Source organism: Erythrobacter sp. (assembly GCF_040217515.1).
In the GTDB taxonomy this organism is placed as follows: Bacteria; Pseudomonadota; Alphaproteobacteria; order Sphingomonadales; family Sphingomonadaceae; genus Erythrobacter.
On sequence record NZ_JAVJPT010000008.1, the window covers coordinates 47,474 to 72,373 of the forward strand.

Below are 24,900 nucleotides of genomic sequence, written 5' to 3' on the forward strand. Positions count from 1 at the left end.
AAGGAAACGGATAATATATATTATGTAAAGTTTATGTCCGCTCAGGCCTCAAGAAAGAGCCCGACGAGCAAGGTCAGTCCCACGAAGATCGCAAGCCATGTGAGAGCCATCTTCGCCATCTGGCCCCACCCGAGCCGATGGGAAGCAAGCGCGCTGCCGGCTATGAAAAGCCAACCGAGCACGCTTACGATGCCGATGATCTCGAACTGGTTCACGCGGCAACCTCGAGGCCATCATACCCGACGATCACGAAATCCGGCACTTCCGCGCAAAGCGTCCGGTAATCCATGCTCTTGTCGAGGTGGCTGAGGACCAGACGCTTCGCCCGACACCGCTCGGCCAAATCGATCGCCATCGCAAGATGTGCATGGGTCGGATGCGGCTCGCGGCGCAGGCAGTCGCTCACGAGAACGTCTGCGCCCTCGAAAGTTTGCACCATTTCATCAGAAATCTCGGAGAAATCGGTCGCATAGACGATGCTCTTGCCATTCGCGTCGAAGCGATAGCCGGTTGTTTCGCCCGGCCCGTGCGCCATTTGCACCCACTCCACGGCAAAGCCCGCGACAATCCGTAGCCGATCGAGCGTGTCGAGGTTGACGATCGTGGCGTAGCCGTCTTGCCCGGCAAAGACATAGCCGAAACGTTGGCGCAGCCGCCGCACGGTCTCGCTCGAGGCATAGCCGGGGATCGGCCCGCCTCGTCCGTAGCGCATGACGCGAAGGTCATCGATGCCGTGACAATGATCGGCGTGATCGTGGGTCCAGAACACTCCGTCGATCCGGTCCACCCGGTTCGCGAGCAGCTGCGCGCGGCAATCACTCGACGTATCGACAAGAAGGCGCGCGCCCTCATCGCTCTCGATCAACACCGAAACGCGCGTGCGGCGATTACGCGGCTCGTTCGGGTCGCAGTCGCCCCAATCGCCCGCGCCGTCGGGACCGCCGACGCGCGGTACGCCGGTCGAAGTGCCTGAGCCGAGCAGGACCACTTTCACAGCATCGCCCGCGTGAACAGTCTGGCAAAGTTCGCCGTGGTACGATCGGCCAGCGCCTCCGGCTCGACGTCGCGCAGCCCGGCCACGAAACGTGCCGTATCGGCAACATAGGACGGCTCACAAGGTTTTCCGCGATGCGGGACGGGGGCGAGGAACGGGCTGTCCGTCTCGATGAGCAGGCGCTCTTCTGGGATTTTCGCCGCGACGTTTTGCAAGTCCTTTGCGTTCTTGAAGGTGACGATCCCCGACAGCGAAATCGTGAGGCCCAGTTCGAGAACCTTGCGTCCGAAATCTTCCGACGCGGTAAAGCAGTGGATCAGCGCCGGGAAAGCCCCCTTCGCCATCTCGTCCTCGAGGATGGCGAAGGTGTCTTCCTCCGCATCGCGCGTGTGGATGATGACCGGCAGGCCCGTCTCGCGCGCCACATCGATATGCATGCGGAACAAGCGCGCCTGCGTTTCCCGATCAGAATGTTCGTAATAGTAATCGAGCCCGGTTTCCCCGATCCCGATCACGCGCGGATTGTCGGTGGCCGCTAGCAAGGCTCCGCGGCCGAGATCGGCGTGACCGTCGGCCTCGTGCGGGTGGATTCCGACGCTGGCGAACACATCGATCTCACGGATCGCAGTCCCGATGACCTGCTCCCATTCCGACTCCTTCGTCGAAATGTTGAGGAAGGCTCCGACACCGGCTTTTCGTGCGCGCGCAAGGACGCCCTGCTGGTCCTCGACCAGCCCTTTGTATTCCAGGTGACAATGGCTGTCGACAAGCATCACGCCGCTCCTTCCGCCTCCGCCGCCTCCGGCAGTTCGAGCCGCGGGAAGATCGGTGTTGGCTTGCCAACAGTGAAACCCGCAAGAACCAGGCGCTGATACCAGTCTGGATCCGCAAGATGAGCAAAGGACCGCTGGTCAGCCGGCACGCCGAGCTGGTCGAGCAGGCTCGCGGCCCTGGTCGGGACGACGGGCTGGATCGCGACGGCAAGGTCGCGCAGCGCCATGAAAAGTGTCTGGAGGACGACCTTCATTCGCTCGGGATCTGTTTTCTTCAGCGCCCAGGGTGCCTGTTCGTCGACATATTGGTTGCAAGCATAGATCGCACGCAGCCACGCCTCGATCCCGGCGGAGAAGGACAACGCCTCGAACGCCTCTGGAAGCTCGCGCGAACAGGCATCGCCAACTTGGGAAAGCAGCTGGCGATCGGTTTCGGCGGGGTCGAAGGCTTCGAGATGCCCGTCCATGTTCTTGGCGATCATCGAAAGCGTGCGCTGGGCAAGGTTTCCGAAGGAATTGGCCAATTCCGCATTGGCGCGCGTCACGATCGCTTCGGGCGAATAGGACCCATCCTGCCCGAAAGCCACCTCGCGCAGCAGGAAATAGCGCAGGGGATCGACCCCGAAAGCGTCGGCAAGGTCCAGAGGATCCGTGACATTGCCGAGCGATTTCGATTCCTTTTGCCCGCGATTGAGCAGAAAGCCGTGGCCGAAGACCTTTTTCGGCGCGGGCAGGTCGGCACTCATGAGAAAGGCGGGCCAGTAGATCGTGTGGAAGCGCACGATATCCTTGCCGATCAGGTGGAGATCCGCAGGCCAGTACTTGCGCATGTCCTCGCTGTCATCGGGAAAGCCGAGGCCGGTAAGGTAATTGGTCAGAGCATCGACCCAGACATACATGACGTGATCGTTCGAACCCGGCACCTTGACCCCCCAGTCGAAGCTGGTGCGGCTGACCGAAAGATCGCGCAGGCCCTGTTCGACGAAGGCGATCATCTCGTTTCGACGGCTCGCCGGTTCGAGAAAACCCGGCGTCCTGAGCAGGTCGAGCAGCGGCTGTTCGTATCTCGACAGGCGAAAGAACCAACTTTCCTCGACCGTCCATTCGACCGGAGTGCCCTGCGGGGAGAGCTTTTCGCCCCCTTCCCCTTCGACGAGTTCGCTTTCGTCGTAATAGGCCTCGTCGCGGACCGAGTACCATCCCTCGTAGCGGTCGAGATAGAGATCGCCGGCCGCCTCCATGCGCTGCCAGATCGCCTGGCTGGCGCGATGGTGATCGTCCTCGACCGTGCGGATGAAGCGATCGTAGCTCACATCAAGAGCGTCGCACATCTCGCGGAAATAGAACGACATTTCATCAGCCAGATCGCGCGCGGTTCGGCCCTGTTCGGCGGCCTTGCGGGCCATCTTCAACCCGTGCTCGTCGGTCCCGGTCTGGAAGCGCACTTCGCGCCCGCGCAGCCGCTGGAAGCGCGCTATGACATCGGCCGCGATCGCCTCGTAGGCATGGCCTATATGGGGCCTGCCATTGGGATAGCTGATCGCGGTGGTGATGTAGAAAGGGGCGCTGTCGGTCTCAACCATTGGCAGGCTCGCTAGCCGCGCATGCGCCGACAAGCAAGGTTCCGATCTCCAGCGCGAGAAGCCCGGTGTCGTAATTGTGGACCGGCGCCTCATCCGCCAGGCGGGCGAGCCGTGCATGGGTCTCGACCAGCGCACCGCGTTCAGCATGTAGATCGGTGGCTCTCGCGCGCGCGGCCACGAGCGCCTGGGCAAGGTCGAACGCTGCCTGCAGCCGCTCACGATCGGCACGTGGGCCTATCAGCCGTGCAAGCTCGCTGCGCCCCATCATCGCTGGATCACCCTCGTCGAGCAGCGTTTCCATGGTTTTTGCCAAGGCGCCCAGATCCTGGTCAGCGAACCGCTGGGCCGCCCCGAACGAGCCCTCCGCCGCTTTCAGCGCGGCGGAGCGCGTGGCCGGATCGCCGCTTGCCCCCGTCGCATCGAGCATGGCGGAAAGCTGCGCATCGGTCAGCGGCGGGAAACGCAGCACCCGGCAGCGGGAACGGATCGTCGGCAGCAGCTTCGCCGGGCTGTGAGTCACCAGCAGGAAGAAAGTCCCGGCAGGCGGCTCCTCGAGACTCTTGAGCAGCTTATTGGCGGCATGGGTGTTCATGTCGTCGGCGGGATCGATGATGACGGCCCGGCGCGAACCAAGAGTCGGGCGGGTCTGGAGACGGCGCTGCATCCGGCCGATATCGCGTTCGCGGATCATGCGCGATAGCTCGAAGGGCTTGCCGTCGGCCTGCTTGCGCTCCTCCTTGTCGTCCTTGGCGCTGTAGGTCACGTGAATGATGTCGGGATGCTCGCGCGGCGCGTCTTCCCTGTCTTCGGTAATCAGTTCGCGCGCCGCAGCGCAGGCGAAATCGTGCTTGCCCAGTCCCCGCTTCCCCGCAAGGATCCAGCCGTGATGCATCCGCGTGCCCCGCATCGCCGAGCGCCATTCGCGCCAGGGACGTTCGTGGTTGGGCCAGTCCATCACCGCGACTCCTGCGCCAAGAACGGCTCGAGCGCGGCGATAACCCGTTCGTGAACGTCCTGCGGCTCGCCCTCGCCAGCGACTACCGCAAAGCCCTCCGGGTCAGCATCGGCGAGGCTACGGAAGGTCGCCGCGACTGCGCGGTGATAGTCTTCACCCCTGCCGCCGATCGCATCGCTCGCCTCACCGTCTCGGGCGGCTAGACGGCGGACAACCTGCGCCTCGCCGACGTCAAGCAGCACGGTAAGATCCGGGCGCAGCCCGGCGCTGCCGAAAGCGTGCAGCGCGCGGATCGCCTCGTCGCCCAGCCTTCCTGCTCCGCCCTGATAGGCTCGGCTCGAATCGACGAAGCGATCGCACACGACCCAGCGTCCGGCATCTAGCGAGGGGCGGATGAGCCGCGCGACATGGTCGGCTCTGGCTGCGGCGAAAAGCAGGGCCTCGGCTTCGACCGCCCAGCCTTCCCCGGGCGGGGCGAGAAGGAGATCGCGGATCGCTTCGGCGCCAGGCGTGCCTCCCGGCTCGCGGGTCGTCTCGACCTCGATCCCGCGCGCAGTCAGGGCATCGGCCAGGAGGCGGGTTTGGGTGGACTTGCCGGTACCTTCCCCGCCCTCCAAGGCGATGAAACGCCCGCGAGGGCCCTGGAGCCGCGCCGCCATCAGTCGAGCCACCGGGCAAAGGCGTTGACGATCCTGTCCAGCGGCCCGGCCTGGGCAACATTTTCCCCTGCGATCAGCGGAATGCGCGCCGGCTCCATGCCCGCTGCCTCTATCCTGAGCGTTGCGATCCGGTCCCCGACAGCCACAGGCGCGCGCAGCGGACCATCATATTGCACGCTCAGCGACAGCTGGCTCTCGCGGCCGCGAGGAATACTGATCTCCACCGGCTGCGCCGAGACGAGCCTGATGCGACGCGAGGAGCCGCCCTGCACGCGTGCGCTCGCAACAGGCTCGCCCGCCGCGAACAGGCGCCGCCGCTCGAACGCCGAAAAGCCCCATTCGGCATAGCGCCGTGCCCAACGGTCGCGCGTTCGCGCCCGGTCGACCCCGGCAATCACGAGAACAAGCCGCTGACCCGATCGCTTGACAGTGCCGAGATAGCCGAAACCCGATTCGTTGGTGAAACCGGTCTTGATCCCGTCCGCGCCTTCAACGCGGCCGATCAATGGGTCGTGATTGTCCTGCGTGATCACGCCGTAGGTATAGTGCTGATTGCCGACAAAGCGTTTGAATTTCTCCGGATGCCGCCGGATCATCGCTTCGGCGAGCAGCGCGAGATCCCGCGCGCTCGTAAACGTGCGGCCCTCGTCCATCCAGCCGTTCGGATTTGCGAAATGGCTGTCCGTCATGCCGAGCTCGCGTGCCTTGGCGTTCATCAGCTCCGCCCAGCCTTCGACCGAGCCCGCCGCGCCTTCTGCAAGCACGATTGCGGCATCGTTCGCCGAGACTGTCATAAGTCCCATTAGCAGGTCCTCGACCCGCACTCTCGCATCGGCGGGCAGGTACATGGTCGAGCCCTTCGCATGCCATTCGCGCCAGCTCGCGGGCCGGATCGTCATCACCTGTCGGGGATCGAGCCTGCCCTCCTCGATGAGCTCGAAAGCGACAAAGGCGCTCATCGTCTTGGCCATCGATGCGGGGACGAATCGCCGGCGCGCGTTCCGCTCGTGCAGCACCTGGCCCGAGGACATGTCGACCAAAAGCGCGATCGGAACATCTGTTGTGGGCGGGATCGCGGGGGCGGCGTCCTTGCGCTGCTGTGCGAGCCCAGCGGGCGCGATGGCCAGTGCCAGCACTGCCAGCGCGAACGCTATCACTCCGTGTCGTCCAAAGCCTGTCACCCGCGCGCGTATAAAGGGACCCGTCTCGCTTGGCGAGGCGGGCTAGCCCATCAGTTCACGATTTCATCCGCAAGCAGGCCGACGCTCATGGCGTAATAATTCGAGCAATTGTATTCGAGGATCACTCGGTAATTTCCGGTCAGCAACCAGGCGGGCGTGCCCGGCCCGTCGGGCTGGAACAGCGAGACGAGCGTGTCGCCAGGCAGCGGGCGCTGCGGGACGACGCCGAGTTCGCGCCATTCGTCTATTCTCAGCCAGCGGCTGTGACGTTCATGGACGCGAGGACAGACGGGAGCTTCCAGTTCGGAGCGATAGGCACTGACATCAAAGCCGTCCGGCACGTTCGCCCGCACGCCCCAGGGTTGGCCGATGCGCCACCCTGCATCGCGGAAATAATTCGCGATCGAGGCGAACGTATCGGCACGGTTGCCGAATATGTTCGCGCGTCCGTCCCCGTCGCCATCGACCGCGAGGCGCTGGTAGACCGAGGGCAGGAATTGCGGGTATCCCATCGCCCCCGCCCAGCTGCCGGTCATTTCTTCGCGCGCGAACCCGCGGTCGGCGACTTTGAGCAGGGCGATGAATTCATCGGCAAAGAGCTCCCGCCGCCGGCCTTCCCACGCGAGCGTGGCGAGGCTGCGGGCGAGATCGAATCCGCCGGTGATCCGGCCGTAGGAGGTCTCGTGGCCGAAAATCGCGACAATGATTTCGGCGGGCACGCCGTAATCGTTCTCGACCCGTCGCAGCGTCGCCCTGTTTTCCCGAAAGACCCTGCGCCCACCATTGACGCGAACCGAATTGACATGCTTCGCGATATAGGGCGCGAGCGCGGGATAGCCCCGGCGCGTCGGGCTACCGGGCTGTCCGCGATCGAGCCGGATGACGCGCGGATCGGGCGAGAGTCCCGTGGTCATGCGGCGCACGGTCGCTGCGCTCACCCCTTCCGCGCGGGCGCGGGCGGCCAGCTGGGCGACATAGGTGTCGAAATCGATTCCATCGCCCGCTTCGACCTGCGCATGACCGGGTGGAGCGGGTGCGACGAGGGCGAAAGCGGCGATGAGGGCGATGCCGAGAGCCGCGGGTTGGAAAGTGCGCGTGATCATGCCTTGATCTCTCTCACATCCCGGATGAATTCCCAACAACCAAACCGGAGGTGACTTGGCCGGAACGCGCCGTTATTGAGCCGAAGCACGCGGACAGGTGGCAGAGCGGTTGAATGCACCGGTCTTGAAAACCGGCAAGGGTGCAAGCCCTTCGTGGGTTCGAATCCCACCCTGTCCGCCACGCTTCTTCCGGTCAGCAATTCGCACTCACCAGCCAGGCCTTGGCAGCCATCAGCACGCCTTCGCCCGGCACATGGCGATTCTCGAACAAAGCGAGCAGGTCCGCCCGAATCGCCGCCTGCTTGGCCGTGTCCTGTTCATCGACCACGCGGCCGATTCCCATGGATGAAAGAACCATGTCGAGCGCTTCCTGCGGCGAGGCATCCGGCCCGCCAATTGCCTGCCTGCCTTCATAGGCATCGATCGCGATCCCGCCGAAGCCGGCCTTGGTTAGCACTTCGCGCAGATAATCGAGATCCTCGAAAGCGAAGGGGCCCGGTGCGCGCGGTTCGGCGCGGGAGACTTCGACGTGTTCGCGCACCTTGCCCATCATCTCCATCATCCAGAGATTTTCGCGTGGGGGACCCCAGACCGCCAGGTCGATGCGACCGTCGTCCGTCAGGAGCGAGCGGAGATTCGCGAAGGCGGAGACGGGATCGCTGAAAAACATCGAGCCGAAGCGCGAGAACAGCCGTCCATAACGGGGCCCATCGAGCGTGACGTCGGCTGCATCGGCGCTTAGAAAACGCACATTGGGTATAGCTTCTTGCTCAGCCCGCCGAGTTGCTTCGACGACGAGACTGGGCGAGATGTCGATGCCGAGCGCCTCGCCCTGCGGCCCCACTGCCCGGGCGATGGCGCGGGTCGTCGCTCCCCCGCCCGGGCCGATGTCGATGACCCGTTCCCCAGGCTCATGGGCCGCTCGGGCAAGCATGGCATCGCCGATCGGCGCTATCATCGCCTCGAACCGATCGAGATTGGCAAGCCATCGCTCGCCCATCTCGCCGGCCCAGTCCTCGGCCTTGAGCGGTTCGGTAGCGCCTTGCGATGCCATCAGAAATGGACCGCCCGGCCATAGGCATCGAGGACACTTTCGTGCATCATTTCAGACAGGGTCGGGTGCGGGAAAACGGTCTGCATCAATTCCTCTTCGGTCGTCTCCAATGTCTTGCCGACCGTGTAACCCTGGATGAGTTCAGTGACTTCGGCACCGACCATGTGCGCGCCGAGCAATTCTCCCGTGCCCGCATCGAAGACGGTCTTGATGAACCCTTCCGCTTCGCCGAGCGCGATCGCCTTGCCGTTGCCGATGAACGGGAAGTTGCCGACCCTGACTTCGTGCCCGGCTGCCGTTGCCTCTGCTTCGGTCAGGCCCACGCTTGCCACCTGCGGGTGGCAATACGTGCACGCGGGGATCGCGTTGCGATCCAATGGGTGGGGATCGGTGTCCTTGCCCAGTTCCTGCGCGATCGCCTCGGCCGCAGCGACCCCTTCGTGGCTCGCTTTGTGGGCGAGCCACGGGCCGGGGGTGCAGTCACCGATCGCCCAGAGCCCCTTTGTTTTCGTGCGGCCATACGCGTCGATGGCGATGAAGCCGCGCTCCATCTCGACCATGTCGTCGATACCGATATTCTCGGTGTTGGGCTGGATGCCAATGGCGGCGATGACGTGGCTGAAATGGGCTTCGGAGGTCTTGCCCGACTTGTCCTTGATCGTCGCGGTCACGCCTTCTGCGCCGACTTCCAGGTCCTCGACCCCGGCGCCGGTCAAGATCTTGACGCCCTGCTTGGTCAGAGCCTTTTCGAGAAAGGCGGAGACGTCCGCGTCCTCCACGGGAACGATCCTCTCGAGCATTTCCACGACCGTCACATCGACACCGATGTCGTTGTAGAAACTCGCAAATTCGATCCCGATCGCGCCCGATCCGATCACCAGCAGTTTCGTGGGCTTTTCCGGCGGGGTCATGGCGTGACGATAGGTCCAGATGCGCTTGCCGTCGGCGGGGGCGAAGGGCAGGTCGCGGGCGCGCGCGCCGGTCGCGAGGATGATGTGTTTCGCCGTCAGAGTCTCCTCGCCCCCATCGCCCTTTACCACCAGCGAAGTCGGCCCGGTCATCCGCCCCTCGCCCATGTGGACGGCGATCTTGTTCTTCTTCATCAAATGCCCAACGCCCTGGTTGAGCTGCTTGGCCACGCCCCGGCTGCGTTTGACGATGGCCTGCAGATCGGCCTCGATTTGCTTGGCCGCGAGCCCGTAATCCTTGGCGTTTTGCATGTAATGAAATATCTCGGCCGAGCGCAGCATCGCCTTGGTCGGGATACAACCCCAGTTGAGACAGATGCCGCCGAGGTTCTCCCGCTCGATGATACCGACCTTCAGGCCGAGCTGCGCGGCACGGATTGCGGCGACATAGCCTCCGGGTCCGGAACCGAGCACGATCACGTCATATTGAGGTTCGGCCATGGAAAGGTCCTGTCACTGGTCACGATGTCGAATGTGGCTCGCGGCTTGCCCAAGGCTGCCCGCAGCAAGCCGCCCCGTCTGCACGGCGCTCAACCTGCGACGAGCTTGACGAAATTTTCGTCCACCCAGCCCTGGTTGCAGGGGCCTTCATAGGCGCGCACGCTGGATACGGGAGAATTGGTCCCGCAGCTGATATCGGTGTCTTTCGGAGCATAGACGATGCCGATCCAGTCGCCGACCTGCTGGCACATGGAAACGCCCTGGCCTTCGCGGATGCGGTCCACCTCGACCGATTCGCGCGACGGAGCCGCGCGCACCGGAAGGGTCGGGTTTCCGTCGGGCAGGTCGCGGATCAGGCCGTAGCTCGCGCAGGCATCGAAGCGCGGACCGTCGAAGCCGATCAGGACCGAACGGGGAGGCACCTCGCCGGGATCCTCGAGCGCTTCGGGAGAGGTTTCGATAGTTTCGGGTTCGATGCGTGTATCATCCGCCCGGTCGCCGCGCGGGCTGTCGCACGATGCCAATGCAAGAGCCGGAAGGGCAAGAGCGGCGAGGAAGCGAACCGGATAAAAGGGAGTTCGGCAAAGCATGGAGACAGGTCTATCGCGCATGGCCTCTCAACACCAGTGGCATGGATGCATACGCCGGCCGGGAAAACGCATCGTGCATCGAGGGGTTTGCATCATACAACGAGCCCCATCGGGTTTTCGACGAGGCTTTTGATCGCCTCCATCAACTGCGCACCGTCTGCCCCGTCGATCGCGCGGTGGTCGAAGCTGCCGGAGGCGTGCAAGACGGTCGCGGGCCGGACTTCACCATCGACCACGAACGGCTGCTGCTGGCCCGATCCCACGGCAAGAATCATGCCCTGCGGCGGGTTGATGACCGCGTCGAATTGCTTGATCCCGTACATGCCGAGATTGGACAAGCTGGCCGTCCCGCCCTGATATTCATGCGGCATCAGCTTGCCCTCGCGCGCCTTGCCGGCGAGTTCTGTCATCTCGCTCGAGATTTGGGCGAGCCCCTTGGTGTCGGCATGGGCGATGACCGGCGTGATAAGACCCGAGGGCGCCGCCACCGCAACCGAAATGTCGGCGCGCGAGTAACGGCGCATCGTGTCGCCGTGATAGCTCACATTGCATTGCGGCACGCGCATCAGCGCGCGGGCGAGCGCCTTGATCAGCAGGTCGTTGACCGACAGCTTGATCCCGTCCGCCTCGAGGCTCGCATTGAGCTGCTTGCGAAGGTCGAGCAAGGGGTCGAGCCGGATGTCGATCGTCAGATAATAATGCGGGACGGTCTGCTTGCTCTCGGTCAGGCGACGAGCGATGACCTTGCGGATATTGGAGAGCTTTTCTTCCTCGAACGGCGCGCCGTGATCGGGTGCTTCCCGAGGTGCGGGTGCGGCAGGGGCTTCGGCCTGCGCAGCGGGTGAGGGAGCGGGAGCGGAGGTGGTATCGAAGCCTTCGATATCGGCTTTGACAATGCGGCCATTAGGGCCGCTCCCGGTGACCTGCGCAAGGTCGATCCCCCGCTGCTCGGCCATGCGGCGGGCCAGGGGGGACGCGATGATGCGTTGACCCGACGACACCGGGGCCGGAGCCGTTTCCCGCTCGGGATCGGGCGTGTTGGCTCCAGTTACCGAGGCCGCGCCGCCGCCGCCCATCGCCGCCTCGACGTCGCCCTTGGTTATCTTGCCCTTGGGACCCGTACCCTCGATCTGGCCGAGGTCGATCCCGTTCGCCTCGGCGAGTTTCCTTGCGGTGGGAGAAGCGGAGGGACCGTTCTTCGTGGTCGGCGCAGGATTGGGCGAAGGCGCGCTGCTTTCCGGGGGCTTCGGGGCGGGAGCGGGAGATGGGGCGGGTTTCGGTGTCGGGGCCGGCGCTGCGCTTTCCTGCGGCACGGCCACGTCGCCGGCATCCTCGCCCTCTTCGGCGAGCATCGCGATGATCGTGCCGACCTTGACGTTCTCGGTCCCTTCGGAAACCGCGATTTTCGCGAGCGTCCCTTCCTCGACCGCTTCGAATTCCATCGTCGCCTTGTCGGTCTCGATCTCGGCCATGATGTCGCCGGGGCCGATATGGTCGCCCTCCTTCACCAGCCACTTGGCGAGCGTGCCTTCTTCCATGGTCGGCGAAAGGGCCGGCATCTTGATTTCAATCGCCATGGTCGCGTGGTTCTCCCTTACGGTCTCGCGCGGCTACGCTCTGGCCGATCAGCGCTGCACGGGCAAGGCCTTGCATTGCAGCGAATTTGACAGGATACCCCGGCGCGGAGCGGAGAGCATGCGTACATTCCTTGTCGTCACCGATGAAAGCGAAGAGTCGCGGGCCGCGCTGCGTTTCGCGGCGCGCCGCGCGGTTGCCGTGGGCGGTGCGGTCCATATCCTTGCCCTCGTGCGCCAGCCCAATTTCAGCGCTTTCGGCGCGGTGCAGGCGACGATCGAGCAGGAGGCGCGCGACCGGGCTGAGATGCTCGCCCACGGGGTTGCCGGAAACCTGCTCGCCGAAAGCGGGATCATGCCGACCATTTCGGTCAAGATCGGCAGCGGGCAGAAGATCGTGCGCGAATTTCTCGACACGCACAGCGAGGTCGCGGCACTTATCCTCGGCGCGGCTGGCGGGAACAGCCCGGGGCCGCTGGTGATGCACTTCTCCGCCCATGCCGGGAGCCTGCCCTGCCCGCTCTATATCATCCCGGAAAACTACGACGAGACCGAGGCCGATCACGGCTGAACCTCAGCTGCGCATGCCGCGCGGCGGATAGTCCTGCTCCAGCGCGATCTCGACCCCGGCTATGAGCTGGTCGATATCCGGGCGGGTAAACGGCGCGCTCTGGACCTGCGCCATGTAGAGCGTGCCGTCGGGCCGGACGAGGAACATGCCGGGTTCGGAAAAGACCTCCGGCTCGTCCGATTCCTCTCGGGCGGCCGAGATATACAGGCCCCATGCGCGCGCAGTGTCCTCTTCCATCGCATAGGCGAGCGGCAGGTCGCCCGTCTTCCAGTCGTTGTCGACTTTCATCGCGCGTTCCTCGTCGTCCATCGACACCGCGACCGGGTTGATGCCGTGTTCCGACAGGGCCTCGACCTTGCTTCCCATTGTCTCGAGATGGGACCGGCACAAAGGACAATGGCTGCCGCGGTAGAACGCGACGAGGGTGAAATTCTCGGGCCGCTGTTTCGACAGGTCGTATTGCGCGCCGATCGTGAGCGGCAGGTCGAGGGCGGGGACTTCCTGTCCGGGAATGAGCATGATTGGCGTTCTCCTGTGTAACGCCAAACCAATGAGCGCCCCCGCCCGCGCGTTCCGAGCCTATTTCCTGCGTCTGCCCTGATGGCGGATATTGCCGGGACGGCCGCGCTTGCCGACCGCATGCTTGCCCACCTTCTTCTGGCCTTCGCGCCTTGGCCTCCTTTCGGGCCGTCGCCCACGCGGTTCGATAGCGTCCGCCTCTGCATCAGGCAGGACGAATTTGAGCGCCCCGGTAAGCGCATTGGCCTCGGCAAGCTTGAGCTTAAGACGGTCGCCAACCGCAAAGACCGTACCCGTCCGCTCACCGATCAGCGCATGGGCAGCCTCGTCATGGCTGAAATATTCACTGCCCAGCGTCGAGATCGGAACAAGTCCGTCGCCGCCCAGCCCCTCGATCGTGGCGAAGAAGCCGAAGCCCTGCACACCGGTGATACGAGTATCGAACACCTCGCCCACGCGGCCCGATAGCCAGGCGGCGACATAGCGGTCGATCGTGTCGCGCTCCGCCTCCATCGCGCGGCGTTCGGTCTGGCTGATCGCGTCGGTAATCTGGGAAAGGTTTGCCCGGTCGCGGTCGGCCAGGCCCGTCGTGGGCGGCAGGGATCCGGGCGGCTTGGGCTGCTCCAGCCCGTATGCCTCGACCAGTGCGCGATGCACGAGAAGGTCGGAATAGCGCCGGATCGGCGAGGTGAAATGGGCATAGGAGGACAGCGCAAGCCCGAAATGCCCGGCATTGGCAGGGCCGTAATAGGCCTGCATCTGGCTGCGCAGCACGGCTTCCATGACCTGCGCCTTTTCGGACTCGTCGGAGACGTCCTTGAGCATCCGATTGAACAGCCCCGGCGTGATCACCTGACCCAATGCGAGCTTCATGCCCAATGTCTGGAGATAGTCGCGCAGGGCGATCAGCTTCTCGCGCGCCGGGGTTTCGTGGATGCGATAGACCACCGGCGCGTTCTTCGCCTCCAGCGCCTTGGCCGCCGCGACATTGGCGGCGATCATGAAGTCTTCGACAACCCGGTGCGCATCGAGCCGTTCGCGCACGGCGATTTCCTCGATCTGGCCTTCCTCGTTCAGCATCACCCGCCGTTCGGGCAATTCGAGCTCGAGCGGGTCGCGTTTCGCCCGTGCGGCGGCGAGCAGTTTCCACGCACCCCACAGGTGTTCGAGATATTCGGGCGGCTCGCCGCTGTCGATGGCGGCCTGTGCGTCCTCGTAGGCGATGTTGTGGTGGATCTTTACCAGCGCACGGGTGAAGCGGAAATAGTCGACCTTGCCGCCCTGGTCGATATGCAGGTGACAGGCCATCGCCGCGCGGCTTTCGTCCTCGACCAGCGAGCAGACATCGGCCGACAGGATTTCCGGGAGCATCGGCACGACGCGGTCGGGGAAATAGACCGAATTGCCGCGTTTCCTCGCCTCGCGGTCGAGCGCGGAGCCGGGACGGACATAGAACGAGACATCGGCAATCGCGACCAGCGCATTGAAGCCGCCCTCCCCATCCGGTTCGGCCCAGATCGCATCGTCGTGGTCGCGGGCATCGGCGGGGTCGATCGCAACGATGGGGAGATGGCGCAGGTCCTCGCGCTTCGATTCCGACAGCTTGAGGTTCGCGGCGCGGCGCGCTTCCTCGTGGACCTCTTCGGGAAAGATGTGCGGGATGCCGTGCTTGGCGATGGCGATGAGGCTGAAAGCGCCGGGGGCAAGCGGGTCGCCGATCACCTCCACCACCTTGACGCCGGAGCGTTCGGAGCGGCCCGTGCGTTCGCACAGAACCAGGTGCCCGGCTTCGGCTTCGCCCAGATCGCTGATCGGCGAGGACTTGCGGATGCGCTTGTCCACGGGCGCAAGCCATGCCTTGCCCGCCTTGTCGATCTCGACCACGCCGAGCAGTCCCTCGGTCCGCGCCGGGAGCTTCTTCATCGGGAAGGCGATCCAGCCGCTGTCGCGCTCCTCCGTCCGGGCGAGCACTCGGTCGCCGGTCTTGAGCGCGGGTGGGCGTTTGCCGCCCCTACCCTTCATTTCTCGCAAGGCGAGGCGCGGCGGCTTTTCCTGGGCGTCGGGCGCCCAATTGTCCGGGATTGCCACGGCCTCGCCGTCCTCGATCTCGACGACGCGCAGGACCGTCACCTTGGGCACGCCGCCCATGCGGTGATAGGCGGTCTTCTTGCCGTCGATCAGGCCCTCCTCGGCCATGTCCTTGAGCAGGGCCTTGAGCTTGATCTTCTCCTGCCCCTTGAGGCCGAAGGCGCGCGCGATTTCACGCTTGCCTGCGGGCTGGTCGGAGGACTGGATGAAGTCGAGGACCTGCTTCTTCGTCGGAAGGCCCTGCGGATGCTTGGGAGAGGGTTTTACCATACTGCCCTCCCATATGGAGACGGTGTCAGTCGCTGTCACCCTCGCTGCGCTCGAGCGGCTCGAAGGCGCCGCCGGGAACTGCGGTGGAAACGGGCGAGCAGTATTCGCCATTGCAGGCGGCCACCCCGAACAGCCAGTCGTCGCCGCGCAGGGACACGGTCTGCGAGTAATCGGAAGTACCCGGAATGCCGGCGAGCCTGAGCGGCGCGTCCGGCAGGGAGGCAGTGACCGGGGCGGAATTGCGCCAGTAAGGCTCGTCGGTGCGGCGCGCATGGACAAGATAGCGATCGGCACCTGGCACAGCATCCCACACGATCTGCGTATCCACCCGCACCGCGGCATCCGCGCCCACCTCGGGCGGCATAGGAGCCATCGCGAGATGGTGCAGCGCGCGCACGTTGAGCCGGGTCGCCCGCGTCAGGTAGTCCCAGTCGAGCTCGTCCACAGTGTCGCCGTATTTCACCCCGTCCTCGGTGCGCAGGTCCTGGTGCTGGTGTTCGTAATCCTCGACCGCGACGGTCACGCGCACCGCCGGATAGCCCCGGTCGAGGAAGGGGATCTGGTCTCCGCCCCGCCCCATCCGGTCGGTCCGCCAGACCTGCCGCACCTGCATCCCTTCGGGGTGCTTCGCAGCAAGATTAGCGAGCCAGCGCGACAAATTACGCCCCGGGCTGTCATTTTCGCCGCCATAGCGCCGCTGGAGCGCGCGCAGGCGTTTCGTGGAATCGGCGCGCAGCCCTTCGGAAAAGACGCGTACGTGCTCGGCGTCGCAGAAGCCGTCGGAGCCGCAGGAATTGCCGATCATGTCGTTGTTGAGCACGGCCTTCACGGTGAAGCCCTGCTCGCTCACCCAGTCGGCGAGGATGTTCGCGCCGTAGAGCCCCTGCTCCTCGCCCGTGAGCAGGGCGTAGATGATGGTGGAGGGATAGTCGTTCCGAGAGAGCAGCCGCGCCGCTTCGAGCACCATGACGCTGCCCGACCCGTCGTCGTTCGCGCCGGGCGCGTCGTCAGTCGCGTTGAGCGGGTCGGAAACGCGGCTGTCGTAATGCGCCTGGACAATGATGACTTCGTCGGGCCGCTCGGTCCCGCTCTGGATCGCGACGGCGTTGCGGATCAGCGTCGGCTGCGGGATGCGCCGCCCGTCCGGTTCGACCACCTTGCCGACCGCCTGCACGTCGAGGCAGCCGTCGCATTCCGCCCCGATCCGCCGGAATTCATCGAGCGCCCAGTTCACCGCTGCGCCCACGCCCCGCTCGGGATCGTCCTGCGCGGAGAGCGTGTGGCGCGTGCCGAAGCCGACGATCGTGTCCATGTCGGCGCGCAGGCGCTGCTCGGACACTTCGTCGGCGGGGGTTTCATCGGATTGGGCGGCGAGCGGTGCCGCGACGAGCGCGGCGCACAAGGCAAGGCGTTTGATCATGCTCAGGGTTTTTGCGGGAAAGCGGCCGCGTTGCAAGCCGCAGGGCAGGATCAGTAGGCGCGCGCCACCAATATCCGCTCGACTGCCTTTTCGCCGGTGAAGATGCAGGTTCCAGCGGCAGGTGCGGCATCCATCGGTACGTTGCGGATGGTGAGCTTTTCGCTTTTCAGCTTGTCTACCACCCGCTCGAGCGCCGCGCCGGTCGGCTTCGCCCATTCGACTTCGACCCAGCCCGGATATTTGCCGTTCGTGGCGAAGAAATCCGTCACCGCGTCCCAATCGGTCAGGCCCCGCGTGATGTTCGCATCGCGCCGATCGCGCGCCTGGGTGAAAAGCGCATTCTGGATGTCCTCAAGCAGCGCGGGGGCCGATGCGGTGAACTCATCGCGCGGGACGAATTGCATTGCGGGCTTGCCGGTCTCCGCATTCCAGACCGCATCGCGGCGGAGCATGGCGACCTTGCCGCCCTCCATGTCGCGCGGTCCGACTTCGAGGATGACGGGAGCGCCCTTGCGCACCCAGTCCCAGCGCTTGGCCGACGCCTTGCCCGGGCTCCTGTCAAGCAGAACGCGGACCGGTTCGCCGAGCGTTTTGGTGGATGCGATTTGGGCGCGCAGGCTTTCACAATAATCGAGCACCGCCGCATCTTCCGGCTTGTCGCGGAGCATCGGAAGGATGATGATCTGGTGCGGCGCGATGCGCGGCGGCACGCGCAGGCCATCATCGTCGCCATGGGTCATGATCACCCCGCCGACGAGCCGCGTGGACGTGCCCCAGCTGGTCGTATGGCAGAATTGCTGCGCGCCCTCGCGGTCCTGGTACTGGATACCGGCGGCTTGCGAGAAATTGGTGCCGAGATAATGCGAGGTGCCCGCCTGCAGCGCCTTGCCGTCCTGCATCATCGCCTCGATCGACCACGTTTCGACCGCACCGGGAAAACGTTCGTTCTCCGGCTTTTCGCCCGCGATCACCGGAACGGCGAGGTCTTCCTCGACACAGGCGCGATACATTTCGAGCGCACGATGCGTTTCCTCGCGGGCCTGATCGCGGTTCTCGTGCGCAGTGTGCCCTTCCTGCCAGAGGAACTCGCTGGTGCGCAGGAACATCCGCGTGCGCATTTCCCAACGCACGACATTGGCCCACTGGTTGAGCGAAAGCGGCAGGTCGCGCCAGCTCTGCACCCAGCGCGCCATCGCATCGCCGATGATCGTCTCCGATGTCGGGCGCACCACGAGAGGCTCTTCGAGCTTTGCTTCGGGATCGGGTATCAGCCCGCCCGTGCCGTCCGCAATCAGGCGGTGATGGGTGACGACCGCCATTTCCTTCGCGAAGCCTTCGACATGGCTTGCTTCGCGCTCGAAATTGGCAAGCGGGATGAACAGAGGGAAATAGGCATTCGAAATGCCGGCGGCCTTGATCCGGTCATCCATCAGGCGCTGGATGCGTTCCCAGATGCCGTAGCCCCACGGCTTGATCACCATGCAACCGCGTACGCCCGATTCTTCGGCGAGATCGGCGGCGGCGACGACTTCCTGATACCACTTGGCGAAATCGTCTTCGCGCTTCGTCGCGAGCGCATGGCGGATCTGGGACACGGGTAACGTTCCTGCTGCTCTGGTGCTTGGCGGCGCGATTAGCCGAGCATGGCGGGGAGGCCAAGGGGCCAATGCGCGACCAAGCGAGGGTCTATTGCGCTTGGCCCGCGTTCACCTTCTCCTGCGCCTCGTCACACCTGAAATAGTCGCCTACCGCGCGTGGCCATGCCTCTGTCGCCTTGAAGTCCGGGTCGAGAGCTTCCTTCCCGATGCGATCGGCTGCGGCTTCGACGCCGTGATCGATCATATAGGCCGGGAAATATTCTGGTGCGCCGAGAGCGACCATACGCTCGCACATCGTGATTATCGCCGCGTGGTCCTCGAGTTTGCTCATCGCGTCGGTAAGCTGTTCGGACTTGTCCTCATCCAGGGGTCCGAATATCGATCGCTGCGCCGCGATCACCGCCCGCCACGCGGTGCGGTCGACAACGCGCCCCGTGTCGAACCGTCCGCGCACGCCGCCGAGAAGCAGAAGGTCGCGCGCTTTCACGGCATCTCCCGCCTCAAGGCACTCGCGGCTTGCGAGGAAAAGGTCGATGGGGGTGCCAAGAGGTGAAACGTCTTCAAGCGAGACGCAGCCGAGCGGCTCGGAAAGGGCGGGCCTGCTCTCGCGGTCCTGATTTCGCCGATCGGATTCTTGCTGCGGATGCGCAGGCGATGCGGCAAGGGCCAGGCTGCTGCCGAGAACCGCTGCAAGCCCGGCACGCGGGGTCATTTGCCGAGTTCGTCCAGTTTCTTCTGCATCGCCTCCATTTGTTCGCGCAGCGCGGCGATTTCGTCCTTCGTGCCCTCGCCCTTTGTCCCATCGCTGCGGTCATTGTCGCGGCGCTGCACCGGTTTCCCGCCCGCTCCGCCCGGTATGAAGGCCCCGGTCGCAGCCCGCATCATAGCCATGTTCGTTTCATGGATCGCAGCGAGCGGGCCGCCGGTCAGACCTTTTTCGAAAGCTTCGCGGATCTTGGCCTGGTTCTGACGGAAATTCTCCATGCTCGCCTCCAGATAGGAGGGCATCATAGCCTGCATCGAATTGCCGTACATCCCGATCAATTCGCGCAGGAAGCTGACCGGAAGCATCTGCCCCCCGTTCGCCTCTTCATCCATGATGATCTGGGTCAGGATCGAATGGGTAATGTCGTCACCCGACTTGGCATCGAGCACCTGGAAATCGACATTGTCGCGGACCATGGCTGCAAGGTCGTCGAGCGTGATGTAGCTGGAAGAAGACGTGTTGTAGAGGCGGCGATTGGCGTATTTCTTGATAATGACAGGCGCGTTCGCGTCGGTCTCTCTTGCTTTGCGTGCCATGGTCGGATCCCTGTCCTTGTGAGCGACGACGAGCTTAGCACTTGCACAAAGTGCGGCGCAACAAATACCGCGTCAGGACTTGAACCTCGTACCCAGCGTAGTGAGCAATTCATATTGTGAAAGAGAGGTTTGCTGCGCAGCATCGTGGATGTCGAAGGGAACGTCGATCCAGTCCCCTGCCCCGAGATCGCGGGCCTCTGAAAGATCCACGACGACCATGTCCATCGAGACCTTGCCGAGCACCGGCAGGCGACGGCCTTCGCTGCAAAAGGCTGCGCCCTGCCCTCGCACCCGCAGGAAACCATCGGCATAGCCGAGCGAAACGGTGCCGATCCGCATCGGCGCAGAGGCCGTGAATTGCGCGTTGTAGCCCACGCTCTCGCCCGCTTCGATGGTTCGGCACTGGATGAGCGCGGCCCGGATGCGGGCGACGGGCCGGATCGCCTGCGCCAGCTCCCCGCGCGGGATGCCGCCATAAAGGGCAAGGCCGGGTCGGGTCACGTCGAAAACGTAATCGGGGCCCAGTGCAATGCCCGCACTGTTGGCGAGGCTCGCGCTGCGATGGGCCACCTGGCCCGTTACGGCACGGAAGGCTTCGAGTTGGCGCAGGTTCATATCGCCGTCTTCGTCCGCGCAGGCAAGATGGCTCATCAGCACGTCGATTTCGAGCGCGCGGATTGCCGGGTCGCCGAGATCGCGGGGAGCGACACCGAGCCGGTTTATCCCGGTATCGACCATGAGATGGCAGCGCCCTCCCCCGGCCGCACTCCACACGTTTGCTTGTTCGGGCGAGTTGATGACCGGGACGACGCCAAGCGCGCGGGCGTAATCGGCCTCGGCGCTGGTGACCGGGCCGTGCAGCACGGCAATCTGAGCAGCGGGTACGTGATGCGTGAGAGGTGCGACCTCGCTCCAGTGAGCGACGAAGAAATGACGGCATCCCGCCTTGCGCAGCACCGGAACGCATGTGTCGACCCCGAGCCCGTAGCAATCGGCCTTGACCGCAGCGCCCGCTGCCGCGTTGCCCGACAGGGCATCGAGCGTCTGCCAGTTGTCAGCCAGCGCGCCCGTGTCGATATCCAGGCGGAGCGTGGGCGCCGGCGGATCAGGCGGCATGATGCTCCTCGAAATCACGCGGCGGGCCGCCGGGAATGCCCCACAGCGCGACGATGAGACCGAAGCCGACCACGACCCACGTATACCAGAGGCCCGAATAGATATCGCCCGTGCTTGCCACGATCACCCCGGCGATCAGCGGCAGGAAGCCACCGAGATAGCCCGCCCCGATGTGATAGGGTATCGACATCGAGGAATAGCGAATTTTCGGCGGAAACATTTCGGAGAGGAGCGCGGCGACCGAACCATAGGTCAATGCGGAGAGCATTCCGAGCCCGAGCAGGATGCCGACAATGCCGACTACGTTGGCAAAGGGCGGTTCCTGCTCGGAGAAATCAAATCCGTAAGGTTCGAGCGCCGCATGGATCCCCTCGCGCCGCGCCGTGCCGTCCTCGAACCACGCGTCCTCGAGCGCGATCGCCTCGCCCCCGGCGGTGAGCGAGAGCGTCTCGCCTGCGGACAGCGAATAGGGCACGCCCGAAGCGGTGAGCGTCTCGAGCACCTTGCCGCAGCGCGTCTGGTCGCGGTCGAACAGTTCGGCGAAAGGATCGGTTTCGCATTGCGGCCCCGAAACCGCGATCTCGGTGCGTTCGGCCGCCTGCGCAATGCCGGGATTGGCGAGCTGGCCCATGCCCCAGAAAGCCGGGAAAAGCAGTGCAAGGGTCGCTGCCGCGCCGACCACGATGGGTAGCTTGCGCCCGACCCTGTCGGACCACTTGCCGACGACGAGATAGAAACTCATCGAAATCGCGCCCGCCACCAACAGGATCAGTTCGACTGTCTGCGCCTCGACATGCATCGGCCCCTTGAGAAAGCTCAGCGCCGAAAAGAATGCGGTATACCAGATCGTCGTCAGCACGCCGGTGATGCCGAACAGGGCGACGAAAATGCGTTTCTTGTTGCCGGGATAGGTGAAGCTTTCGATGAAGGGATTGCCGCTGGTTTCGCCCGCTTCTTTCATCGCCTGGAAAACCGGGCTTTCCGAGAGCATCAGCCGCATCCACAGCGAAATCGCCAGAAGCGCGAGCGAAAGCAGGAAGGGCACGCGCCAGCCCCATGCGGCGAAATCATCCTCGGGAATGATGAAACGGCAGGCGAGCACCACGATGATCGACAGGACGAACCCGCCCGCGACGCTCGACTGGATGAAGCTCGTGTAGAACCCCCGCTTTTCGGGCGGCGCGTGTTCGGCGACATAAATCGCCGCGCCCCCATATTCGCCGCCAAGGGCAAGCCCCTGGATAACTCTAAGCCCGATCACGATGATCGGTGCTGCCGCCCCGATAGTATCGACGGTGGGGATAAATCCGACCCCGGCCGTGGCAATGCCCATCAGGGTGACGGTGACAAGAAAGGTGTATTTGCGGCCCAGCCTGTCGCCGAGAAAGCCGAAGAGGATCGCCCCGATCGGGCGAAACGCGAAGCCGACAGCGAAGGTGGACCATACAAGCAACAGCCCAAGTGTATCGTTCTCAACGTTGTAGAACGCATCTTTGAGAATATAGGCGAGCGTACCGTAGATGAAGAAATCGTACCATTCGAAGATCGTCCCCGCACTCGACGCGCCGATGACGAGCTTGATTTCCTTGTCGCTCGGTTCGCGCTGGGCGACTGCCGCGCTCTCGCCGATACCCGTGCCCGCGGGTCCTGCCTGTGCCTGTGTCATGTGATCCCGTTCCCCGCCGGACATGCTAGCCCGGTCTTCCGCCTGGTGACATCAAATAAGTCTGTCTAGCCGCTGGAGCGCGCTTGGGAAAGCGCGTCGAGCGCGGCCCGCCAGGGCATGAGCAGCGCTCCGTGGCGGCCCGGATGCTCCCTTGCCGGTACCAGCGCCGCAAAACCCGGCCACTCGGGCAGGTCGTCTGCACCTTCGAGCCAACCGGCGATCTCGTCGAGAGCCTCGGCAAGCTCTGAGCGCGAACGACCGGCAATGCCACCCGCCAGGATCGCCGCCGAGCTTTGTCCGACAGCACAGGCCGCAACCTGCATCCCGATCCGCGCGACCCGCCCCGCCGCGTCGGGTTCCAGACCCAGCGTAATGGTCGAACCGCAAGTGCGCGAGCGGCCTTCGCCGCGCAGGGGAAACTCACCCTCCAGCGGATAATCGGCAAGCGAGGCGGCGAGCGCCAGGAGGCTCGGCGAATAAAGCTTCGAAGAGCGCCCATCGGCCTCGACGCTCATGAGTCTCCGGCCTCAGGTGTCCCGGCTTCGTCTTCGTCGCGCAGAGCGGCGCGGCGTTCGTCGATCATCTGCACCAACGCCTGTGAAAAGGCATCGGCGGCCGGATAGGTGCGCGCGGTGGTGATCCAGGTCGGGCGTCCCTTGAAGCCCCAGATCGTATCGAAGCCGAGCACAAGCACCGAAAAGGCGAAGACCATGATCAGCGCCCCCTTGACCGCGCCGAAACCGAAACCCAGCACCCGGTCGATCGGTCCGAGGATCGACCCGCGCGAAGCCTCGCCTGCATTGCTGGCAATGACTTTCATCGCGGCGTAGGGGATGAGCAGCAGGAGCGCGAAAGCAAGAATGGGCGTCGCAGGCTCGGCATCGTACCATTCGCGCAGCGCCTGCGTGAGCGGGGTATGGAGATAATAGACCGAAAAGGCGGCGAGGATCCACGCGGCAAGGCTCAGCACCTCCTGCACCAGTCCGCGCAGGAAACCTCCGATTGCAGCCACGCCGACGACAATGAAGACGATGATGTCGAACCCGGTCATTGACTGAACCGGTTATGCGTTGGCCACCACCTGGTCAACGAGGTTCATGAGCCCGGTCATTCCCCGATAATCGAGGCTCGTTTTCCCGATGCGCGCATCCTGTGGGCCGAAACCCTTGGCGAAGCCCAGCTTTTCGGCTTCGCGCAGTCGTAAGTCGGCATGGGCGACCCGCCGAATCTCCCCCGCCAGCGAAACCTCTCCGAAAAATGTCGCCCTTTCGGGCAGCGGCCGGTCGGCCAATGCCGAGACGAGCGCGGCCGCAACGGCGAGATCGGCGGCCGGGTCGGACAGGCGGTATCCCCCGGCAATGTTGAGATAAACCTCTGCCGACGAGAAATTCAGACCGCAGCGCGATTCGAGCACGGCGAGCAGCATGGCGAGCCGGCCATTGTCCCAGCCCACGACCGCCCTCCGCGGGGTAGCGCCGGACTGCAATCGCACGATCAGGGCCTGGATCTCGACCAGGACGGGCCGTGTGCCTTCGAGCGCTGGGAAAACCGCACTCCCAGCGAGAGGTTGATCGCGGACAGAGAGGAAGAGCGAGGAAGGATTGGCGACCTCTTCCAGACCCTCGGATGCCATCGAGAACACGCCGATTTCATCGACCGCACCGAACCGGTTCTTGAGAGCGCGAAGGATGCGATATTGATGGCTGCGTTCGCCCTCGAAGCTCATCACGACATCGACCATGTGTTCGAGCACGCGCGGCCCCGCGATATTCCCGTCTTTCGTCACATGCCCCACCAACACCAGCGCGCAACCGCTCGCCTTTGCGTAGCGGATCAATTCCAGCGCGCAGCCGCGCACCTGGCTTACCGTACCGGGTGCGCCCTCGATCGTGTCGGAATGCATCGTCTGGATCGAATCGATCACCAGCAGGGCCGGGGGATCGCCTGCGCCCAAAGTCGTGATGATATCGCGCACCGAGGTTTCAGATGCGAGCCGGATCGGCGCGTCGGCCACTCCCATCCGCGCAGCGCGCAGGCGGACCTGCCCGGCCGCCTCCTCGCCGCTGACATAGACCACATCCGCCCCCGAACGCGCGATGCTCGCCGCAGTCTGGAGCAGCAGGGTCGATTTCCCGATGCCGGGATCGCCTCCCATCAGGACCGCCGAGCCCGGCACCAACCCCCCGCCCAGCGCGCGGTCGAATTCGGCAAGCCCCGTCGTCTTGCGGACCGGCAGGGGCGTTTCCTGGTCGAGCGCAGTGAATTCCAGCCGCCGGCCACCGCTCGACAAGTCGTGCTTCTGCGAAAAGACCGTCGCTGGAACGTCCTCAACGATGCTGTTCCATTCCGCGCAATCCGGACATTGTCCCTGCCAGCGCGAGGAAACGCTGCCGCAGGCCTGGCATACATATCGCTTTTTCGCCTTCGCCATGACACGGCTCTAACCGGAACAAAGGCTGAACGCAATTGCATCCT

General features: G+C 64.4%; 24 protein-coding genes and 1 tRNA gene. 2 read left to right on the plus strand and 23 right to left on the minus strand.

Features of this window, described 5'->3' with window-relative positions:
• Positions 1–41: 41 nt before the first annotated feature.
• The 8 genes from RIB52_RS10295 to RIB52_RS10330 form a co-directional block, all read right to left on the minus strand.
• A complete protein-coding gene (locus RIB52_RS10295; RefSeq protein WP_350175349.1) occupies positions 42–215 on the minus strand; it encodes a hypothetical protein in 174 nt (57 codons plus the stop codon).
• A complete protein-coding gene (locus RIB52_RS10300) occupies positions 212–994 on the minus strand; it encodes an MBL fold metallo-hydrolase (RefSeq protein ID WP_350175350.1) in 783 nt (260 codons plus the stop codon). The genes RIB52_RS10295 and RIB52_RS10300 overlap by 4 nt, the downstream gene beginning before the upstream one ends.
• Positions 991–1,767: a TatD family hydrolase gene (locus tag RIB52_RS10305; protein ID WP_350175351.1), complete on the minus strand. Its 777-nt coding sequence runs from the start codon at positions 1,765–1,767 to the stop codon at positions 991–993. Before RIB52_RS10305 ends, RIB52_RS10300 begins: the two co-directional genes overlap by 4 nt.
• Positions 1,767–3,350: a methionine--tRNA ligase gene (gene metG / locus RIB52_RS10310; RefSeq protein WP_350175352.1), complete on the minus strand. Its 1,584-nt coding sequence runs from the start codon at positions 3,348–3,350 to the stop codon at positions 1,767–1,769. Before metG ends, RIB52_RS10305 begins: the two co-directional genes overlap by 1 nt.
• Positions 3,343–4,305 (minus strand): DNA polymerase III delta subunit-related protein, encoded by a 963-nt coding sequence (locus tag RIB52_RS10315; protein ID WP_350175353.1) that lies wholly within the window; start codon positions 4,303–4,305, stop codon positions 3,343–3,345. Before RIB52_RS10315 ends, metG begins: the two co-directional genes overlap by 8 nt.
• On the minus strand, positions 4,305–4,964 hold the full coding sequence (tmk, locus tag RIB52_RS10320; protein WP_350175354.1) for a dTMP kinase: 660 nt from the start codon (positions 4,962–4,964) through the stop codon (positions 4,305–4,307). Before tmk ends, RIB52_RS10315 begins: the two co-directional genes overlap by 1 nt.
• Positions 4,964–6,100, minus strand: coding sequence for a D-alanyl-D-alanine carboxypeptidase family protein (locus RIB52_RS10325; RefSeq protein WP_350175355.1), 1,137 nt, complete (start codon positions 6,098–6,100; stop codon positions 4,964–4,966). The genes tmk and RIB52_RS10325 overlap by 1 nt, the downstream gene beginning before the upstream one ends.
• Before the next feature lie 95 nt (positions 6,101–6,195).
• Positions 6,196–7,248 carry a lytic murein transglycosylase gene (locus tag RIB52_RS10330; RefSeq protein WP_350175356.1) on the minus strand — a complete coding sequence of 351 codons (1,053 nt, stop codon included), beginning with the start codon at positions 7,246–7,248 and terminating at the stop codon, positions 6,196–6,198.
• 91 nt (positions 7,249–7,339) lie between these two features.
• Here RIB52_RS10330 and RIB52_RS10335 point away from each other — a divergent pair.
• Positions 7,340–7,429 (plus strand) — tRNA-Ser (locus tag RIB52_RS10335).
• A gap of 12 nt (positions 7,430–7,441) precedes the next feature.
• On the opposite strand, the gene RIB52_RS10340 is transcribed toward RIB52_RS10335, so the two are convergent.
• From RIB52_RS10340 to RIB52_RS10355, 4 genes are all read right to left on the minus strand, one after another.
• Positions 7,442–8,302, minus strand: a complete 861-nt coding sequence (locus RIB52_RS10340; protein WP_350175357.1) for a class I SAM-dependent methyltransferase — start codon at positions 8,300–8,302, stop codon at positions 7,442–7,444.
• Positions 8,302–9,711, minus strand: coding sequence for a dihydrolipoyl dehydrogenase (gene lpdA, locus RIB52_RS10345; RefSeq protein ID WP_350175358.1), 1,410 nt, complete (start codon positions 9,709–9,711; stop codon positions 8,302–8,304). The genes RIB52_RS10340 and lpdA overlap by 1 nt, the downstream gene beginning before the upstream one ends.
• Before the next feature lie 89 nt (positions 9,712–9,800).
• A complete protein-coding gene (locus RIB52_RS10350) occupies positions 9,801–10,322 on the minus strand; it encodes a hypothetical protein (RefSeq protein ID WP_350175359.1) in 522 nt (173 codons plus the stop codon).
• Positions 10,323–10,393: 71 nt separating this feature from the next.
• On the minus strand, positions 10,394–11,878 hold the full coding sequence (locus tag RIB52_RS10355; RefSeq protein WP_350175360.1) for a 2-oxo acid dehydrogenase subunit E2: 1,485 nt from the start codon (positions 11,876–11,878) through the stop codon (positions 10,394–10,396).
• Positions 11,879–11,996: 118 nt separating this feature from the next.
• Here RIB52_RS10355 and RIB52_RS10360 point away from each other — a divergent pair, with 118 nt between their 5' ends.
• Complete coding sequence (locus RIB52_RS10360) at positions 11,997–12,446, plus strand: universal stress protein (RefSeq protein ID WP_350175361.1); 450 nt, start codon at positions 11,997–11,999, stop codon at positions 12,444–12,446.
• Between the two features lie 3 nt (positions 12,447–12,449).
• Here RIB52_RS10360 and RIB52_RS10365 read toward each other — a convergent pair whose 3' ends face one another.
• The 11 genes from RIB52_RS10365 to radA all read right to left on the minus strand — a co-directional run bounded on the left by RIB52_RS10365 (position 12,450) and on the right by radA (position 24,856).
• Positions 12,450–12,965, minus strand: coding sequence for a peroxiredoxin-like family protein (locus RIB52_RS10365; protein ID WP_350175362.1), 516 nt, complete (start codon positions 12,963–12,965; stop codon positions 12,450–12,452).
• A gap of 60 nt (positions 12,966–13,025) precedes the next feature.
• Positions 13,026–15,323 (minus strand): ribonuclease R, encoded by a 2,298-nt coding sequence (rnr, locus tag RIB52_RS10370; protein WP_350175363.1) that lies wholly within the window; start codon positions 15,321–15,323, stop codon positions 13,026–13,028.
• A 25-nt stretch (positions 15,324–15,348) separates the two neighbouring features.
• The gene (locus RIB52_RS10375; protein ID WP_350175364.1) at positions 15,349–16,743 is read right to left on the minus strand and encodes a M28 family peptidase; all 1,395 of its coding nucleotides are present in this window, start codon (positions 16,741–16,743) and stop codon (positions 15,349–15,351) included.
• Positions 16,744–16,793: 50 nt separating this feature from the next.
• The gene (gene proS, locus RIB52_RS10380; protein WP_350175365.1) at positions 16,794–18,338 is read right to left on the minus strand and encodes a proline--tRNA ligase; all 1,545 of its coding nucleotides are present in this window, start codon (positions 18,336–18,338) and stop codon (positions 16,794–16,796) included.
• 91 nt (positions 18,339–18,429) lie between these two features.
• Positions 18,430–18,828 carry a hypothetical protein gene (locus tag RIB52_RS10385; protein WP_350175366.1) on the minus strand — a complete coding sequence of 133 codons (399 nt, stop codon included), beginning with the start codon at positions 18,826–18,828 and terminating at the stop codon, positions 18,430–18,432.
• Positions 18,829–19,049: 221 nt separating this feature from the next.
• Positions 19,050–19,643: a polyhydroxyalkanoate synthesis repressor PhaR gene (gene phaR, locus RIB52_RS10390; protein WP_350175367.1), complete on the minus strand. Its 594-nt coding sequence runs from the start codon at positions 19,641–19,643 to the stop codon at positions 19,050–19,052.
• A 72-nt stretch (positions 19,644–19,715) separates the two neighbouring features.
• A complete protein-coding gene (gene alr / locus RIB52_RS10395; RefSeq protein WP_350175368.1) occupies positions 19,716–20,759 on the minus strand; it encodes an alanine racemase in 1,044 nt (347 codons plus the stop codon).
• Complete coding sequence (locus RIB52_RS10400; RefSeq protein WP_350175369.1) at positions 20,749–22,425, minus strand: MFS transporter; 1,677 nt, start codon at positions 22,423–22,425, stop codon at positions 20,749–20,751. The genes alr and RIB52_RS10400 overlap by 11 nt, the downstream gene beginning before the upstream one ends.
• Before the next feature lie 65 nt (positions 22,426–22,490).
• Positions 22,491–22,940: an iron-sulfur cluster assembly scaffold protein gene (locus RIB52_RS10405; RefSeq protein ID WP_350175370.1), complete on the minus strand. Its 450-nt coding sequence runs from the start codon at positions 22,938–22,940 to the stop codon at positions 22,491–22,493.
• On the minus strand, positions 22,937–23,476 hold the full coding sequence (locus tag RIB52_RS10410) for a CvpA family protein (RefSeq protein ID WP_350175371.1): 540 nt from the start codon (positions 23,474–23,476) through the stop codon (positions 22,937–22,939). Before RIB52_RS10410 ends, RIB52_RS10405 begins: the two co-directional genes overlap by 4 nt.
• A 12-nt stretch (positions 23,477–23,488) precedes the next feature.
• Positions 23,489–24,856 (minus strand): DNA repair protein RadA, encoded by a 1,368-nt coding sequence (radA, locus tag RIB52_RS10415; RefSeq protein WP_350175372.1) that lies wholly within the window; start codon positions 24,854–24,856, stop codon positions 23,489–23,491.
• Positions 24,857–24,900 lie beyond the last annotated feature (44 nt).

Coding starts and splice junctions, on each gene's coding strand:
- RIB52_RS10360 (WP_350175361.1), top strand. CDS start 11,997: ATGCGTACATTCCTTGTCGTCACCGATGAAAGCGAAGAGTCGCGGGCC.
- RIB52_RS10410 (WP_350175371.1), bottom strand. CDS start 23,476: ATGACCGGGTTCGACATCATCGTCTTCATTGTCGTCGGCGTGGCTGCA.
- RIB52_RS10330 (WP_350175356.1), bottom strand. CDS start 7,248: ATGATCACGCGCACTTTCCAACCCGCGGCTCTCGGCATCGCCCTCATC.
- RIB52_RS10350 (WP_350175359.1), bottom strand. CDS start 10,322: ATGCGCGATAGACCTGTCTCCATGCTTTGCCGAACTCCCTTTTATCCG.
- RIB52_RS10315 (WP_350175353.1), bottom strand. CDS start 4,305: ATGGACTGGCCCAACCACGAACGTCCCTGGCGCGAATGGCGCTCGGCG.
- radA (WP_350175372.1), bottom strand. CDS start 24,856: ATGGCGAAGGCGAAAAAGCGATATGTATGCCAGGCCTGCGGCAGCGTT.
- RIB52_RS10365 (WP_350175362.1), bottom strand. CDS start 12,965: ATGCTCATTCCCGGACAGGAAGTCCCCGCCCTCGACCTGCCGCTCACG.
- RIB52_RS10355 (WP_350175360.1), bottom strand. CDS start 11,878: ATGGCGATTGAAATCAAGATGCCGGCCCTTTCGCCGACCATGGAAGAA.
- phaR (WP_350175367.1), bottom strand. CDS start 19,643: ATGGCACGCAAAGCAAGAGAGACCGACGCGAACGCGCCTGTCATTATC.
- RIB52_RS10305 (WP_350175351.1), bottom strand. CDS start 1,767: ATGCTTGTCGACAGCCATTGTCACCTGGAATACAAAGGGCTGGTCGAG.
- metG (WP_350175352.1), bottom strand. CDS start 3,350: ATGGTTGAGACCGACAGCGCCCCTTTCTACATCACCACCGCGATCAGC.
- RIB52_RS10405 (WP_350175370.1), bottom strand. CDS start 22,940: ATGAGCGTCGAGGCCGATGGGCGCTCTTCGAAGCTTTATTCGCCGAGC.
- RIB52_RS10340 (WP_350175357.1), bottom strand. CDS start 8,302: ATGGCATCGCAAGGCGCTACCGAACCGCTCAAGGCCGAGGACTGGGCC.
- tmk (WP_350175354.1), bottom strand. CDS start 4,964: ATGGCGGCGCGGCTCCAGGGCCCTCGCGGGCGTTTCATCGCCTTGGAG.
- RIB52_RS10400 (WP_350175369.1), bottom strand. CDS start 22,425: ATGACACAGGCACAGGCAGGACCCGCGGGCACGGGTATCGGCGAGAGC.
- alr (WP_350175368.1), bottom strand. CDS start 20,759: ATGCCGCCTGATCCGCCGGCGCCCACGCTCCGCCTGGATATCGACACG.
- RIB52_RS10375 (WP_350175364.1), bottom strand. CDS start 16,743: ATGATCAAACGCCTTGCCTTGTGCGCCGCGCTCGTCGCGGCACCGCTC.
- lpdA (WP_350175358.1), bottom strand. CDS start 9,711: ATGGCCGAACCTCAATATGACGTGATCGTGCTCGGTTCCGGACCCGGA.
- rnr (WP_350175363.1), bottom strand. CDS start 15,323: ATGGTAAAACCCTCTCCCAAGCATCCGCAGGGCCTTCCGACGAAGAAG.